The 15555-nt window shown below is 70.5% G+C and carries 12 protein-coding genes; 4 read left to right on the top strand and 8 right to left on the bottom strand.

What is annotated here, in order from left to right:
- Window positions 1-63: 63 nt before the first annotated feature.
- The 3 genes from ACFHYQ_RS17275 to ACFHYQ_RS17265 form a co-directional block, all read right to left on the bottom strand.
- A complete protein-coding gene (locus ACFHYQ_RS17275) occupies window positions 64-2622 on the bottom strand; it encodes an ABC transporter permease (protein WP_394302178.1) in 2559 nt (852 codons plus the stop codon).
- Window positions 2623-2627: 5 nt separating this feature from the next.
- Window positions 2628-3503: an ABC transporter ATP-binding protein gene (locus tag ACFHYQ_RS17270; RefSeq protein ID WP_394302177.1), complete on the bottom strand. Its 876-nt coding sequence runs from the start codon at window positions 3501-3503 to the stop codon at window positions 2628-2630.
- A gap of 105 nt (window positions 3504-3608) precedes the next feature.
- A complete protein-coding gene (locus ACFHYQ_RS17265; RefSeq protein WP_394302325.1) occupies window positions 3609-3770 on the bottom strand; it encodes a hypothetical protein in 162 nt (53 codons plus the stop codon).
- Between ACFHYQ_RS17265 and ACFHYQ_RS17260 the strand changes: the two genes are divergently transcribed.
- Entirely contained in the window at window positions 3754-4230 is a 477-nt protein-coding gene (locus ACFHYQ_RS17260; protein WP_394302176.1) for a heavy-metal-associated domain-containing protein, read from the top strand. The two genes, ACFHYQ_RS17265 and ACFHYQ_RS17260, sit on opposite strands and share 17 nt — an antisense overlap.
- Window positions 4231-4565: 335 nt before the next feature.
- Here the strand turns inward: ACFHYQ_RS17260 and ACFHYQ_RS17255 are convergent, their stop codons facing one another.
- The 3 genes from ACFHYQ_RS17255 to ACFHYQ_RS17245 all read right to left on the bottom strand — a co-directional run bounded on the left by ACFHYQ_RS17255 (window position 4566) and on the right by ACFHYQ_RS17245 (window position 9179).
- Entirely contained in the window at window positions 4566-7784 is a 3219-nt protein-coding gene (locus ACFHYQ_RS17255) for an AfsR/SARP family transcriptional regulator (RefSeq protein WP_394302175.1), read from the bottom strand.
- A gap of 120 nt (window positions 7785-7904) precedes the next feature.
- Window positions 7905-8966, bottom strand: a complete 1062-nt coding sequence (locus ACFHYQ_RS17250; RefSeq protein ID WP_394302174.1) for a flavin-containing monooxygenase — start codon at window positions 8964-8966, stop codon at window positions 7905-7907.
- Window positions 8967-8981: 15 nt separating this feature from the next.
- Window positions 8982-9179, bottom strand: a complete 198-nt coding sequence (locus tag ACFHYQ_RS17245; RefSeq protein ID WP_394302173.1) for a heavy-metal-associated domain-containing protein — start codon at window positions 9177-9179, stop codon at window positions 8982-8984.
- 270 nt (window positions 9180-9449) lie between these two features.
- On the opposite strand from ACFHYQ_RS17245, the gene ACFHYQ_RS17240 reads away from it, so the two are divergent.
- On the top strand, window positions 9450-12941 hold the full coding sequence (locus ACFHYQ_RS17240; protein ID WP_394302172.1) for a heavy metal translocating P-type ATPase: 3492 nt from the start codon (window positions 9450-9452) through the stop codon (window positions 12939-12941).
- 110 nt (window positions 12942-13051) lie between these two features.
- The gene (locus ACFHYQ_RS17235) at window positions 13052-13885 is read left to right on the top strand and encodes an aldo/keto reductase (RefSeq protein WP_394302317.1); all 834 of its coding nucleotides are present in this window, start codon (window positions 13052-13054) and stop codon (window positions 13883-13885) included.
- A gap of 65 nt (window positions 13886-13950) precedes the next feature.
- Here ACFHYQ_RS17235 and ACFHYQ_RS17230 read toward each other — a convergent pair whose 3' ends face one another.
- Window positions 13951-14235, bottom strand: coding sequence for a putative quinol monooxygenase (locus ACFHYQ_RS17230; RefSeq protein WP_204018202.1), 285 nt, complete (start codon window positions 14233-14235; stop codon window positions 13951-13953).
- A 1-nt stretch (window position 14236) separates the two neighbouring features.
- Window positions 14237-14614: an MmcQ/YjbR family DNA-binding protein gene (locus ACFHYQ_RS17225; RefSeq protein WP_394302171.1), complete on the bottom strand. Its 378-nt coding sequence runs from the start codon at window positions 14612-14614 to the stop codon at window positions 14237-14239.
- A 222-nt stretch (window positions 14615-14836) separates the two neighbouring features.
- Between ACFHYQ_RS17225 and ACFHYQ_RS17220 the strand changes: the two genes are divergently transcribed.
- Complete coding sequence (locus ACFHYQ_RS17220) at window positions 14837-15550, top strand: hypothetical protein (protein ID WP_394302170.1); 714 nt, start codon at window positions 14837-14839, stop codon at window positions 15548-15550.
- Window positions 15551-15555 lie beyond the last annotated feature (5 nt).

Below are 15555 nucleotides of genomic sequence, written 5' to 3'. Positions count from 1 at the left end.
GGGGGGGGGGGGGGGGGGGGGGGGGGGGGGGGGGGGGGGGGGGGGGGGGGGGGGGGGGGGCCGTCAGGATGCGGCGATCGCGGTCAGCACGTCGAGCCTGGCGGCGCGGCGGGCGGGCAGTAGCCCGGCCAGCAGCCCGGCGAGGGCGGCCACGGTCACGATGGCCAGGAGCCGGCCCACGGGCAGCACCAGCGGGGCCTCGATGGCGCTGCCCAGGGCGGCGACCGTGCCGGCCGCGAAGGCGATGCCCATACCGACACCGAGAACGATCGCCAGCGCCGCGATGAGGACCGCCTCGCCGCGGATCATCCAGCGCAACTGGCCGCCGGTCATCCCGACCGCGCGCAGCAGCCCGATCTCCCGTGTCCGCTCCATGATCGAGAGGGCGAGGGTGTTGGTGATGCCCAGCGCGGCGATCAAGATGGTGAGCATCAGCAGGGCGGTCACCATGCCGAGAACCTGATCGATCATCAGGGTCCGGCCGGCGACCGCGGCGGCCTGGTCGCGCAGTTGCGCGGTCGGGTAGTCGGCGAGGACGCCGTTGATCGCCTTCTTGGCCGCGGCGTCACTCACCCCGTCGGCGATCTTCACGAAGACACTGGCGTCGACGTGCTCTCGGTAGTTCTCCGAGAACGTGTCCAGCGAGATCAGGTAGTCGGTGGACAGGGCGTGCGCGTCACGATCGAGCATGAGACCGACCACCGGGATGCGCTGCGTGCCGGTGAGAGAGAACGTCATCGGCAGGCTGTCGCCGACGGAGAGGTGTCGCTGCCGGGCGACGCTCTCCGCCAGGACGATGCCGCCGCCGGAGAGAGCGTTCAGACCACCCACGACCATGCGCGGTGACGCGACCTCCGGCAGCGTGGCCGGGTCCACGGCGGTGAGGGCCCGGGTGGCCTCGCCGTCCTTCCAGTGGCCGTACCGCAGGCGGGACGCCACCGCGACTTCGGCCAGCTCGCTCACATGATGGTGCACGTGGTGGGAAAGGCCGCCGAGCATCTCGTTGCGTGCGCTTTCGATGACGTAGTCGGCCGAGATCACCTCTTTGTACGAGCTCGCGACCGACGCCTTGATGGAGGTGGCCAGCACGGTCATGAAGCTGATCAGCGCGAGGCCGATCGCCAGGGCAAGGGCGGTCGCGGCGGTGCGTCGCGGTGCCCGGGCCGCCGACTCGCGCGCCAGCCGACCGGGGACTCCGGCGGCGTCCAGCGGCCGTCCGATGAGCCGGGCCAGGACCGGGGTGACCGCCGGTCCGAGCAGGGTGAGTCCCACGATGACGCTGAGCGCGGCGGCGCCGACCGGGGCGATCAGGCCGACCGACGAACGCGGCCCGGCGATGACGGCGGTCAGGCCGGCGGTGCCGAGCCCGGTCATGATCCACCCGATGACGGTACGGGCGCGGCCTCCGGTGGCAGCGCTCGCCGAGGACAGCCGCATCGCCTCGACCGGCGCCACGGTGGCCGCGCGGCGGGCGGGTCCGATCGCGGAGACGATTGTGACGCCGATGCCGACCAAGAATGCGATGATCACGGTTCGCGGTGCGACGATGAGGCCTCCATCGGGGAGGGTGATGCCGAAGGCTCCGGCGAGGCCGCGTAGCCAGGCCGCTGTGGCGACGCCGAGCCCGCCCCCCGCGATCGACGCGGTGATCCCCACCAGGAACGCCTCACCGAGCACGGATCGGAGGACCTGACCCCCGGTGGCGCCGGCGGCGCGCAGGACGGCGATCTCACGGGTGCGCTGGGTGATGACGATCGAGAAGGTATTGGCGATCAGGAACGCGCCGACGAGCAGGGCCGCTGCCGCGAGGGCGAGCAGCATGAGCTGTAGGTAGGCGACCTGGGTCTTCGCCGCCGCCGCGCTCGCCGCGGCGATGTCGCGGCTGGCGGCCACCGCGTATCCGGTCCCGAGCGCGGCGGCGACGCGGTTCCGCAGCTGCTGGGGGTCGATGCCTTCGGCGGCGATGACGGCGACCTCGGTCACGCCGTCGCCCAGTCCGAGCAGGCGCTGCGCCGTGGGTAGATTGACCAGCCCCACGGTGCTGCCCGGCAGGCCGGCGGCGCCGCCGAATCCGGCCAGCCCCACGACCCGCAGGCCTGCCGTACGTTCTGCCTGAACGGTGATGGTGTCACCCAGGGCGATGTGGTGCCCCTCGGCGGTCGCGGCGTCGATGACGATCTCGTCGTCCGCCGCCGGCGGGCGACCCGCCCGCATCGTGAACGCCCCGACGGGGGCGGGCTCCCAGGAAGCGAGGAGCGAAGAGCCTGAGGGGACGATCGCCTTCCCGCCGGCCGTCTTGTCGGTGCTGAGCAGCCCGCTGCCCCGGACGACCGGGCGGGCGGTCGCCACACCGGGCACCGCGCGGACCTGATCCACGACCGTGGGGGGCAGCGGGTCGCGTTCGACCTCGACGCCCATGGCCGAGTCGAAGGCGGCGGCGTCGCGTACGGTCAGGTCGACGCCGGCGGTAGCCGTACGGAACTGGTCGTCCAGCAGCCGCTGGGAGGTGTCGGTGAGCACCAGGCTGCCGGTCACGAAGGTGACCCCGAGGAGCACGGCGATCAGGGTCAGCGCCAGCCTGGCGCGATGTGCGAGAGCGTTGCGGAGGGCCAGACGCCACATCGGGATCACTTCCCCTCGTCCATCACGGTGTCGATCGCGGAGTCGATCGCGGAGTCGATCGCGGTCTTGGTCGCGGTCTTGGTCGCGTACGCCGGAGCCGACGTGTCGAGGCTCGCCATGCGGGACAGGATGGCTGGTACGGCCGGCGCGGACAGCTCGTCGACGACGCGCCCGTCGGCGAGGAACACCACGCGGTCGGCGTACGCGGCGGTGCTCGGGTCGTGGGTGACCATCACGATGGTCTGGCCGAGCTCACGTGCGGCGCGACGCAGGAAGCTCAGCAGTGCCTCCCCGGCGCGGGAGTCGAGGTTGCCGGTCGGCTCGTCGGCGAACACGATCTCGGGCCGGGCGGCCAGGGCCCGGGCCACGGCGACGCGCTGCTGCTGACCACCGGACAGCTCGGTCGGGCGGTGCCGCAACCGATCGGCCAGCCCGAGAATCGCGACGAGCTCGTCGATCCACTCCTGATCGGGCCGCCGTCCGGCGAGGGTCAGCGGCAGGGCGATGTTCTCCGCCGCGGTCAGGGTCGGCACGAGGTTGAAGCTCTGGAAGACGAAGCCGACACGCTCGCGGCGCAGCAGCGTGCGCTGCCGCTCGCCGAGCCGGCTCAGGTCCGTGTCGCCGAGAAGCACCTGGCCCCCGTCGATCGTGTCGAGGCCGGCCAGGGCGTGCATCAGGGTGGACTTGCCGGAGCCGGACGGCCCCATAACGGCGGTGAACTGCCCGGCCGGGATCGCCAGGGTGGCGCCGTCCAGGGCGCGGACGGCCGTGTCGCCGCGGCCGTAGATCTTCACGACGTTACATGCCTGCGCGGCGCTCGCCGTTCCGGCCTGCGCCGATCCGCTCTGGAGGGATAGGGGCGGGGCGATGCTGATGGTCATGACGGGCTCCTGGATGGGGGAGGGGGTGTGGAGGGCGACGTTGAGTTCGGTTGAGTTCGGTTGATGAGGAACGGTCTGTGCGGGATGGGCGGGGGCTCGGGCGACTCAGCGGGAGTCGGGCCCGGCGCGTCGCTGGGCGGCCCTGCGGGCCGCGCGGTTGGCGGCACAGGAACGCCGTAGTTTGGTGACCAATCGGTGGTTATCGGCCTCCTGCAGCAGTTCGGCGTGCTTAAGCAGGAGCAGTTCGGACATGAGGCTGAGGTGCACGGCGGGCTCCTTGGCCGGAATCGGATCTGACACGAGGAGCGTCGCGGGCCGCGCTGTCCACTGGCTGGCCATCGACTGGCCGCCCGCTGGCGGCGCCGGTTATGGCCGGGCCGCCCAGACAGGTGCCGGGACAGCCGGACGGACAGCGGACGGACAGCGGGGCGCCAGCAAGGTCGGGCAGCCTGATCGCATGGCAGAGGGGAGCCGTCAAGAGGCGGACATGTTGACCGTATCCGTACAAGCCAGGCTGTGCCGGCGGTGCGTTCGCGCCGTGAGCCGCCTGGTCAGAGACGTACCAGGCGTCGTTTCATTCGAGGTCGACGCCGCGCGGGGTCTCCTGCTGGTTCAGGGAGACGTGGACGAGCGGGAACTTGTGAAAGCCCTGGGTTCAGCCGTATGCCTGGCCGATGCGCCCTGCTCGGGATGCTCAGGCAAAGGGTGTGCCGCGGAGATTCCCTAGGTCCACGGAACATGACCTGGGTCGTGTTCACCCCCTGATCGCCCCACCCCCCAAGGTGGTGATCTTGCGAATTCTCGCAGTCGAAGCCACGAGCAGACATTTCTCATTCGTGATCTTGCAGTTTCTCGCATGCAGGGCCAATGAGCAGTGCGAACATGCTTGGTGATCTTGCACTTCTCACTGCGAGATCACCAAGTGTATAGGCGCAGGTCGGACGGCTCGTCTGCGAGAAACTGCAAGATCACGGAATTCGTCTATGCAGGTCGGAAGGCCATCTTGCGAGTATTCGCAAGATCACGGGGGTGGGTACAGGATCACGGGGGTGGGGAGGGGGGTTAGGTGGTGGTTTCGGCTGTTGTGGCAGCTGTCGGGGCAGCTGTTGTAGCAACTGTTGTGGCAGCGTGGCGGGCCTGCGCGGCCTCGTCGCGGTGGCCCGTGGCCGCGGCGCATTCGGCGGTGAACGACCACAGTCGCGCCCTGGCCCAGGGGAATTCGCGCTCCTCGAGCAGGGTCAGTGCTCGCCGACACTCGTCGTAGGCACGCGAGACGTTGCCGCCCGTACGGGCGATGCGGGCGCGACCCCAGGCCGCCCACGCCTGGCAGCGGGGATTGCGTGCCCGCCTGGCGATCTCGTCCGCCTCGTTGAGCACGGCAGTCGTCTCACCGTCCGTCCCCTCGGCTCCCCTGCCCTCGCCTTCCGCCAGGTCGAGCCGGGTGTGCGCCAGATGGACCAGGGCGAAGGTCAGCCCGTGCAGGGAATCCACCCGGCGGTTCTCGTCGACGGCCTCCTCCAGTACGGCTCGGGCCTCCGCATGGCGTCCGGCCTCACGCAGGGCGACACCGAGGTGTGCCAGCGCCGCGCTGCCCAGCATCAGATCACGGGTGGAGCGGAGGAGACCGATGCTGTGCCGCCACTGGCGGGCCGACTCCTCGAATTCCCCGAGACGCAGGGTCAGCGCGGCTTCGAGGTAGTGGGTCATCGCCTGCCACCAGCCGTCGTCGGAGTCGCCCAGCTCGTCGCGGCCTTTCGCGATCATGCGTCGGTATTCGTCGGCGTCTCCGCCGTACTGGCCCGCCCAGACCATGGTGAGCCGGGAGATCGCGGCGTTGCGGCGGTCGCCGATCTCCTCGAAGAGCGCGAGGCTCTCCTCGACGGCCGCATGCGAGCGCGGGGTCGGGTAGTAGACGCTGAGCACTCCGATGCCCTGCAGTGCGAGCGCCCGGGCCGCGGTGGACCCTCCGCCGGTCTCCAACAGCGCGGTCAGCGCCCGGTCGCCTTCATAGCGCAGGCCGTAGCTCCAGAACCAGACGAGCGCACCCGCGAGCCGGAATCCGATCTCGACCGCGTCCCGCTCGCCCGACTCGCCGACTCTGTCAGGCTCGTTGTCCCCGCCGGCTTTGCCGGAATCCACAGCGTGGTCCAGCGCGGCCCGGAAGTTGTCGTGCTCCTCAGTCAGCCGCGACCAGGCGAGCTCCTGCGAGCGGACCTGCGGGCCGAGCTCCTCGGCCAGCCGCAGGTAGTGATCGAGATGGCGGTCGTGGCACGTCGCCGCCTCGCCGGCCTCCACCAAGCGGGCCCGGGCGTACTCGTGCACCGTGACGAGCAACCGGAACCGCCCGTTGGCCGGGTCGGGCACCACGAGTGACCGGTCGACCAAGCGGAACAGCAGGTCGAGCACCTCGTCGGGGGCGATGCCGCCGAAGGCGCACACCTCTTCCGCCGCCTGCACCGTCCAGCCGCCCCGGAACACCGCGAGCCGTCGCAGCAGGCGGCGCTCGGAGTCGGACAGCAGGTCGTGACTCCAGTCCAGGGTGGCCCGCAGGGTGCGGTGGCGTGCCTCGCTGGTGCGGGGTCCCGCCGTCAGCAGGGAGAACCTGTCGCGCAGCCGCACCGCGATGTCGGCGGCCGACAGCGCCTTGATCCTCGCGGCAGCCAGTTCGATGGCGAGCGGCATGCCGTCGAGCTGCCGGCAGATGGTCGCGACCACCGGCGCCGTCTCGGCGTCCAGGGCGAAGGCGGGACGCACCGCCCGAGCCCGATCGAGGAACAGTTGTACGGCCGGCGCCGCCGAGATCGCCGCCGAGGTCTCGGTCTCGTCCGGTACGGCCAGCGGGCCGACGGCCACCTGAACCTCGCCGGGGATGGCCAGTGCCTCCCGGCTGGTCGCCAGCACGCGCAGTCCGGGACAGCGCCCGACCAGCCGCTCTATCAGGGCGGCGACGTCGTCGATGACGTGCTCGCAGTTGTCCACCACGAGCAGGGTCCGGCCCGGCCCGAGATGTTCGGCGATCGCCTCGATCGAATCGGTGCCGGGCCCGCCGCTCATCAGGCCCAGCTCAGTGATGAAGGTCTCCACGGTTTCGGCGCCGGCCTCCAGCGCGGCCAGGCGGATCAGGTGGACCCGATCGGCGATCGCGTCGTCCGCGCCGCGTGCGATCTCCAGCGCCAGGGTCGTCTTGCCGACGCCGCCGGGGCCGGTCAACGTCACCACCCGTGCCTCAGCCAACCGACGCAGCGTGGTGACCATGTCGTCGTCTCGGCCGATCAACGAGGTCAGCCGCTGGGGAAGCCGGTCGGCGTGTGCTGCCTCCACCCGAGCCTCGCTCCCAGCCCGGGACGGAACGGGTGATGCCGGAGCGGGTGATGTCGGAGCGGTCGCCGCCGGGGGCCGGTCGACAGGGGCGGCAGTCGCGGTGGCCGGTGCCGTACCGCCTGAGGAACTCCCCGTGGAACCGGTCAAGAGGCTGCCCGAGAAGCTGCCAGAGGAACTGCCAGAGGGGTTGGCCGGGTTCTGGGACGGCACCTGCTGGCGGAGGATGGCCTCGGCCAGCGCCTGCAGTTCCGGTGCCGGGTCGATCCCGAGCTCGTCGGCCAGATGGTGGCGCAGCGCCTGGTAGGCGGTGAGCGCGTCGGCCTGCCGCCCGTTCCGATAAAGCGCGAGCATCAGCAGTCGGTGCAGCCGTTCACGGAGCGGGTTGTCCGCCACGAGGCGTTCGAGATCGGCGACGGTCTCGACGTGCCGCCCGGTCTCCAGGAGGAGTTCGAGCCGGTCCTCGACGGCGCCCAGCCGCAACTCCGCCAGGCGGGCGCTTTCGGCCAGCGCCCAGTCCGTCTCCCCGACGTCGGCCAGCGCCGACCCCCGCCACAGTCGCAGGGCCTCGTCGAGGCATTCCAACGCCGGTCCCGTCAGGCCGCGGGCCGCGGCGCCGCGCGCCTCGCCCACCAGGTGCTCGAACCGGTACGCGTCCACCGACTCGGCGGGGACGGCCAGCAGGTAGCCGGGTGCCCGGGTGACGAGGACGTCCCCGCCGACGCCCGCGGCGACGAGGGCCCTGCGAAGCTTGGACACCCGGATCTGCAGCGCGTTCGTGGCATCGGCCGGGAGGTTCTCGCCCCACAGCGCGTCGGTCAGTCCGTCGACCGACACGACGCGTCCGGGGGCGAGGGCCAGGCGGGCCAAGAGGACCCGCACGGACGGGGGCAGCGTGCCTGTCTCGCCGCCGGGGGCCTGGAGCTCGACCGGGCCGAGGACCCGGAAGGCCGCGGCCGTCACAGCAGGTCCTCAGGTGAGGCGGGCGGGTGTCCCATGTCGCTCCTTGACGGCCTTCCCGGCACATTGCCCGGTTTGCCCCGACATGGTACGCGTGCGGCCCGGCATGAAACAGATCACCCGTCAAACGGGTACGGCCCGGCTTGCGAAGGTCAGCCGCTCGGCGAGCGACTCCGCGTCCCGTCCGACCCAGCCGAGCAGCGCCGAGCCGCGATTGCGCTGCCAGGGCAGGCCGAGGAAGTACAGGCCGGGCCACGTGGTCACCCCCTCCCGATGGGCGGGTGCGCCGGCGTCGTCCAGGACGGGCACGTCGAGCCAGGGATAATGCGGACGGAAACCGGTCGCCCACACCACCACGTCGGGACTGTGCCGCGTTCCGTCGGAGAGGACGACGTCCGGTCCGTCGGCGTCCACCACGCGGTCCAGCCGCCGCACCCGCCGGATCAGGGCCTTCACGTCGGTCCCGAAGATCGGGTCCTGCTTCTTGAGGCGGCGTCCGATGCGGCTGTCGCCGCCGAAGTCCATCAAGCCGAGCAGCGAACACCACCAGAAGATGTCTCTGCCCAGCAGCCGCTGCGGCAGTGCCAGGCCCAGCGTGGGGGCTGACAGCGCGACGTTCCGGCCGTGGTCGACGAGTTCGGCGGCGATCTGCACTCCGGTGTTGCCCGCGCCCACGACGAGGACGTCACCTGCGGGAAGCCGGGCCGGGTCGCGGTAGTCGCTGCTGTGCAGTCGCACCACGCCGGGGGACAGCCGCGACGCGAAGTCGGGTGTCCGCGGGGTGTGGAACGGACCGGTGGCGATCACCACCTGCCGCGCGGTGAACGACCCCGCCGACGTGTCGACCGCGAACCCCGTGGGCCGGTCCGGGCGTACGGAGGTCACGGTGTGGTCCAGCAGCACCGGCAGGTCGAACCGCGCCGCGTACGCCTCGAGGTAGTCGGCCACCTCGTCCTTGCCCGGATGGCCGTCCGGGTCTCCGGGGAACGGCATGCCGGGCAGGGCGTCGTACCGGCGCGGGGTGAACAGCGTCAGCGAGTCCCACCGCCGCCGCCACGTGTCACCGACCCGGGAGTGGGCGTCGAGAATCACGAAGCGGCGACCGGCCTGCCGGAGGTGGTGGCCGAGCGCCAGCCCGGCCTGCCCACCTCCAATGATCAACGTGTCGAGTTCTTGGGTGTTCATTTCTAGATATCTATCTCAGACGGTCTCGTAACCGGCGTCGTCGATCGCCGCGCGCACGGCGGAAGGGTCGGCGGCGCCGGCGACGGTCACGGTCTTGGCCGACAGGTCCACCTCCACCGCGCTGACGCCGGGGATCTCGCCGACGGCCTCGGAGATGGCGTTGACACAGTGGCCGCAGGTGATGCCGGGGACGGAGAGAACGAGCTGGCTCACGGGATGCTCCTTGTCGTGAATCTTGATCCGGATCGCGAGTCCGATCCGGGATCTCGGTGGCGGGCCGCCCGATGCGGCCCGCCGGGGATGAGAGCAGCCTGCGGGCATCCGCTGTCCGCCTGCTGTTCTCCGGATTTCGGCCACCCATGAGTCAGACAGCGGCTCGGACAGCGGCTCGGACAGCGAACCGGCAGCGCCGGGAAAGCGGTGGTCGGAACAGTCGCATCGATGGCCCGCGCCGGCGGGCCCATGTCGATGAGGAGCTGAGCCATGACGACAGCGACGAAGGCTTCCTGCACGCTGGGCATCGGCGGTATGACCTGCGCGTCCTGCGTGCGGCGGGTGGAACGGGCCCTCGGCCGGGTCGAGGGCGTCGAGGTGGCCGAGGTGAACCTCGCGACCGAGGTCGCCACCGTCACCTACGACGCCGCCCGCGTCACGATCGAGGCGCTGACCGAGGCCGTGCGCAGGGCCGGATACACCGCCGCCCCTCGCTTCGAGAGCATGACCGGCAACGTGGGGGAGGTCGGGGACCCCGGCAGGGCCGCGCTCCCGCCGGCGCTCCCACCTGCGCCGCCACCAGCGGCCCCGCCGCCGACCCAGCCACTGACCCCGTCACCGGCCTCGCCCGCCGACCTCGCCGAGGCGGCGCGTGACCGTGAGATCACCGACCTGAAGCGGAAATGGCAGGTCACCCTCCCGGTCGGGCTGTCGATGATGGTGCTGATGTACCTTCCGCTCCCCATCGACGCGATGGACTGGCTGATGCCGCTGCTGCTGGTCGTCTCGACGGTGGTGCAGTTCTGGGCAGGCCGGCCGTTCTACCGCGCGGCCTGGGCGGCGGGCCTCCACGGCGCGGTCAACATGAACACGCTCGTCGCCATGGGGACCACCGTGGCGTACGGCTACAGCGCGTTCGTCACCCTGTGGCCGGCCGCGGCCGAGCGGTTCGGGCTGCCGCTGCACGTGTACTTCGAGATCTCCGTCGTGGTCATCGCACTCGTCCTGATGGGCCGGTGGCTGGAGGCCCTGGCCAAGCGGCGTACGACCACGGCCATCAAGAAGCTGATGGGGCTGCAGCCGAAGACCGCCCGCGTGCTGCGCGCCAATGCGGAGGGGCACGGTGTCGAGGTGGAGCTGCCGGTCGAGGAGGTCGTCGTCGGAGACCTCGTCCGTGTCCGTCCCGGCGAGAAGATCCCGGTCGACGGCGTGGTCGTCGAAGGCGTTTCAACGGTCGACGAGAGCATGATCACCGGCGAGAGCCTGCCGGTGCGCAGGGATGTCGGCGATCCGCTGATCGGATCCACCCTCAACCGCACGGGTTCGGTGGTCATGCGGGCCACCGCCGTGGGCCGGGACACCACGCTGGCGCAGATCGTCCGGCTGGTGGAGGACGCCCAGGGTTCCAAGGCCCCGATGCAGCGCCTGGCTGACACCGTCTCGGGATGGTTCGTCCCTGTCGTGATCGGCATCGCCGTACTCACCTTCGCCGTCTGGGCCGTGCTCGGGCCCGAGCAGGGACGGCTCGCGATGGGCATCGGTACGGCGATCGCCGTACTGATCATCGCCTGCCCCTGTGCCCTCGGCCTGGCCACCCCGACCGCGATCATGGTGGGCACCGGGAAGGCGGCCGAGCTCGGGATCCTGATCTCCGGAGGTGAGGCCCTGGAGCAGGCCCGCCGCATCACCACGGTCGTGCTGGACAAGACCGGCACCATCACCTGCGGCCGCCCCAGCGTCGCCCACGTCAGCACCGTTACCGTGAGAGACACCGTGGGAGACACCGTGGGAGACACCGCGATGTCCGCCGACGAACTGCTCGCGTACGCCGCAGCGGCGGAGACGGGATCCGAGCATCCCCTGGGCGAGGCGATCGTGGCGGAGGCACGCGAGCGCGGGCTCGACCTGCCGGCGGTGGAGTCGTTCGAGGCCGTGCCCGGCCACGGAGTCGAGGCACGGGTCGGCGGCCGTGCCGTACTCATCGGAAACGCCGCGCTGATGCGGCGCCACGCCATTGATTCGGGTGACATGGCGGCGGTGGCCGGTGAGGTGGCCCGTGAGACCGCCGCACAGGTGGCCGCACGGGTCGCCGCACAGGGGGCGACGCCCATGTATGTCGCCATCGACGGGCGTCTCGCCGGTGTGATCGGCGTCGCCGACACCGTCAAGCCCGAGTCGCGGGACGCCGTCGAGCGGCTGCGCGCCCTCGGCCTCGACGTATGGATGCTGACCGGTGACAACCAGGTCACGGCGGAGGTCGTCGCCCGGCAGGTGGGCATAGAGAGCGATCGGGTCATCGCCGACGTCCGGCCCGAGGAGAAGGCCGCCCGCGTCGCCGCGCTCCGAAGCGAGGGCGCCGTCGTCGCGATGGTCGGTGACGGGATCAACGACGCCCCGGCGCTGGCGACGGCCGACCTCGGCATCGCGATCGGCACCGGGACCGATGTCGCCATCGCCGCCTCAGACATCACCCTCGTCGGCGGCGACCTGCGGGGGATCGTCTCGGCGATCGCACTGTCCCGCCGCACCGTGACCACGATCAAGCAGGGGCTGGGCTGGGCGTTCGCCTACAACGTGCTGCTGATCCCGGTCGCCGCCGGAGTGCTCTACCCGATCAACGGCGTCCTCCTCGATCCCTCGCTGGCCGCCGCGGCGATGGCGATGAGCTCGGTCAGCGTCGTCACCAACGCCCTGCGTCTGCGTGGCTTCCGCCGTACCGACGCGGATCGGACCGGGCGCGCCCGGGTGTTGGCCAAGATCGCCGATTATGGCTATCTCACGGGCATCGCCGCGCTCGCGGTGTGCGTCGGTGCCGGACTCACCGCGCTGAGCCGTACGGACACCGCCCAGCGCGGCATGAACGGCGTCCTCGCCTGGATGCAGGGCACCGGCATGCCGATGCGCCCGGCGATGAGCGTCATGATGAAGGCGGAGACCGAGCCGCGTCACGCCGACGACGCCGGGGTGAAGGTCGACCTGGAGGTCCCCGACGACGTCACCCCCGGGCAGCCGGCCACCATCCGCGTCCGCGTGACCGACGCCGAGTCCGGGCGGCTCGTCGACGACATCGGGCGCAGCCACGAGGCGTGGATGCACTTCATCGCCACGCGGCTCGACCTGGGCACCTTCGCGCACGTCCACCCGGCGCCTGACGGCCGGCCCGGCGAGTTCTCCGTACGGCTGACGTTCCCGACGGCCGGCACCTATCTCATCCACACCGAGTTCCGGCGGCGCGGTGAGATGACCGACATCCTGGAGCGCCACGCGATCGTGGTCGGTGACCCGGCCCAACTGAACGAGCCGGCCCAACTGAACGGGGCAACACAGCTGAACGGGTCGACGCAGCGCGGCGAGGAGGCACAGCCCGGTGGTGCGGTGCCCGCGCCGTCGCCGCGGGAGCAGGTCGTGGACGGAGTGCGTGTCACGCTCATCGGGGACGCCGAGGTCGGTACGGGAAGCCGGTTCACCTTCCGGTTCGCCGACGCCGCGACCGGCAGGCCGATCGACGGTCTCAGGCCGTACCTGGCCGCGGCCGGACACGTCGTGATCATGCCGATCGACGGCAGCGCCTTCGCCCACGAGCACGCCGAGGTGGAGGACGACCAGGGCCGGCCCGTGTTCGCGCTGCCGGGTCAGACCTTCGGACCCGAGCTCGGGCTGCACGCCGACTTCCCCCGCGCCGGCCTGTACCGGTTGTGGGGACAGTTCCGCACGGCGAGTGGGCACGTCATCACGGCGCCCTTCACCGTCGAGGCCCGCTGAGGACTTCCACCGAATGGCCGGACCCGCGCCGTCACCGGGTGGCGCGGGTCCGGCCGGCTGCCGATACGCTCAGGAACACCGACGACGATCAGCAGGGGGAGTTGACGGCGATGCCGGACACGATCACGATCGGCAAGGACCTCATGGTGGGCCGTCTCGGCTTCGGGGCGATGCGGATCACCGGGCCGGGCATCTGGGGGCCGCCGGCCGATGTGCCCGCCGCCCTCGCGCTCGTCCGCCGTGCGGTCGAGCTGGGCATCACGTTCATCGACACCGCGGATTCGTACGGCCCCGGCACCAGTGAGGAACTGCTCGCCGAGGCGCTGCATCCCTATGCCGACAACCTGGTCATCGCCACCAAGGCGGGGCAGGCCCGCCCGTCTCGGGCCGAGTGGATCCCGCTGGGCCGTCCCGAGTACCTCCGTCAGCAGGCAGAGCTGAGCCTGCGGCGGCTCCGCCTGGACCGCATCGACCTGTTCCAACTCCACCGCATCGACCCCAAGGTGCCGCTCGCCGACCAGATCGGCGCTGCCAAGCAGCTCCAGGACGAGGGAAAGATCCGGCACTTCGGGCTCTCCCAGGTGTCCGTCGCGGAGATCGAAGCGGTCAGGGATCTCATCGAGGTCGTGAGCGTGCAGAACCTCTACAACCTGACCCGTCGCGATGACGAGGACGTGCTGGACTACTGCGAACGCGAAGGCATCGCCTTCATCCCGTGGTCGCCGATCGCCGCCGGTGCCCACGCGTCGGTGACCGGACCGCTCGCGGAGGTCGCCGCGGAGCTGGGCGTCGCCCCCGCGCAGGTGTCCCTCGCCTGGTTGCTGCGCCGTTCGCCGGTCATGCTTCCGATCCCCGGCACCAGTACGATCGCGCACTTGGAGGAGAACACCGCCGCCGCGGATCTGCGTCTGACCGACGAGCAGTTCGAGCGCCTCCAACACTGACGATCGGACGACCATTGGCGACCCGGTCAGCAGAGCCCAAGCGCGGGTGTGTCCTGCCGTCCAGGTCAGGCGGGCTCGACCGAAGAAATTCGGTACCGATGGACCTCAGCGTCGAGGATCTGCACCGACTGCTCGTCGCTTGTGCCGTCACCGCGGAAGGCTTCGAGAGCGGCCTCGGACTCCCAGCGTTCGTAAACGTTTATCCTGCCGGGCTCCACCAGGTCGGCGGCGAGCGCGAAATCCAGGCACCCCGCCGTGGCTCGTGCCTGCTCCACGACTTCGACACAGCCCGCGAGGTAGGCGTCGCGGACCTCGGGAGCCACGTACAGATGTCCCGAGACGATGATCATCTCAGGCTCCCCGGTTCCGGGCTTGGGACAGGACAGGGTGCTTGGCCTCGTACGAGGAGACCAGTTCCTCGGGAGCGCTCAGGCACCATGCCTCGGTCACCAGCTCGGCGAGCTCGTCGGCGTCGATCTTCGTGAGGTGCACCACCACCCAGCCGAACTGGCCCGCCGTGAACTGGACCTCGAACACCTCGGGGCGCTCCGCGACGAGCGCCATCTGCTCCTCGATCGTCGACTTGAGCCCCACGGTCTGGGTTTTCTCCCAGAGATAGCCGAAGCCCTTGTCGTGCACCTTCAGGGAGACCCAGTTGCCCGCCTCGGTCTGCTCGACATCGGGCAACTCGGCCAGCATCTTCATGAACTCGTCCACACTCACCGCCATGCCCCACATCTACCAGGCGGCCACGACACTTCCGGTCGGTCCTGCGGCTGAAGATCGAGGGCTCGATCGTGGGTCACGACGGTGCCGGCCAGGTAGTCGTGAAGCCGCACGGCCACGGGGAATCGTGGTGATTTACGATATCGGCGCAGGGTGAAATTCGTGCCGGTTTGAAAGAGCGGGTGGCTCGGGGGAGACGTGGGCCTGCGCCAGGAAACTTGGGTCATGCGGGAGCCGTACCGGATCGTGGGCCTGTGGGTGCGGGTCATCCTGCTGGTCGTGCTGCTCTGGGGTGGTCTGGTAACGGTTCTCAGCGAGACCCCGCGCGATCGTGCAGTCGCGGATTTCCAGGCTGCGCTGCGCACTGGTCGGGTCACGTACGTGATCTACAAGGGCGACAACAGTCACCTGAACGGTCTGCGCTGGTCCACCAGCCCGCTCCTCTGGTATCGGCTGACAGATCCGTGGAACCTGACCTACACGAAGCATGATCTGCAGCGGGAACTCAGCACGGAGCTTCCCAACACGGCGCGGGCCGGTCCGGTCGTGCGGGACGTTTCCGCGCACAACAACAGAACGGGCCTGTTTCCCGGCTGGCCGTTCCGGGTTCCGGTTCCCCATCTGAGCTGGACGGTCAGGTTCGCGTGGATCGTCACCTTTCTGATCATGCTCGGTACGGCACGGCCGCGCATCGGCAATCGATGGGCGTGGTTCTGGCTCTTCACCGTCGGCCAGATCGGGGCCGTCATGTTCCTGTTCTCCGAGCCCCGCCCCCTCTCGTACGGCCTCGAACCCCAGAGATCGGCCCACACCGGCCAGATGGGCGGTGGTCAGGGATGCGCCATGGCCATCGGCCTCAGCTTCGTAGTGAGCGTCATCGTCGCCTGGGCGCTCGCGGGCGTGGTGCATACCCTGCTCGACATGCTGGCGTTCCCCTGACAGCG

The sequence above is a fragment of the Sphaerimonospora cavernae genome, from assembly GCF_042435035.1.
GTDB classification, from domain to species: Bacteria; Actinomycetota; Actinomycetes; order Streptosporangiales; family Streptosporangiaceae; genus Sphaerimonospora; species Sphaerimonospora cavernae.
Note: the sequence above shows the minus strand (reverse complement) of the source record. Positions and strands in the feature narration are given on the sequence as shown.

Bases quoted from the DNA above. Each gene is read 5' to 3' on its own strand.
- ACFHYQ_RS17275 (WP_394302178.1), bottom strand. From the start codon at position 2,622: ATGTGGCGTCTGGCCCTCCGCAACGCTCTCGCACATCGCGCCAGGCTG.
- ACFHYQ_RS17270 (WP_394302177.1), bottom strand. From the start codon at position 3,503: ATGACCATCAGCATCGCCCCGCCCCTATCCCTCCAGAGCGGATCGGCG.
- ACFHYQ_RS17260 (WP_394302176.1), top strand. From the start codon at position 3,754: ATGAGGCTGAGGTGCACGGCGGGCTCCTTGGCCGGAATCGGATCTGAC.
- ACFHYQ_RS17250 (WP_394302174.1), bottom strand. From the start codon at position 8,966: ATGAACACCCAAGAACTCGACACGTTGATCATTGGAGGTGGGCAGGCC.
- ACFHYQ_RS17240 (WP_394302172.1), top strand. From the start codon at position 9,450: ATGACGACAGCGACGAAGGCTTCCTGCACGCTGGGCATCGGCGGTATG.
- ACFHYQ_RS17235 (WP_394302317.1), top strand. From the start codon at position 13,052: ATGCCGGACACGATCACGATCGGCAAGGACCTCATGGTGGGCCGTCTC.
- ACFHYQ_RS17230 (WP_204018202.1), bottom strand. From the start codon at position 14,235: ATGATCATCGTCTCGGGACATCTGTACGTGGCTCCCGAGGTCCGCGAC.
- ACFHYQ_RS17225 (WP_394302171.1), bottom strand. From the start codon at position 14,614: ATGGCGGTGAGTGTGGACGAGTTCATGAAGATGCTGGCCGAGTTGCCC.
- ACFHYQ_RS17220 (WP_394302170.1), top strand. From the start codon at position 14,837: ATGCGGGAGCCGTACCGGATCGTGGGCCTGTGGGTGCGGGTCATCCTG.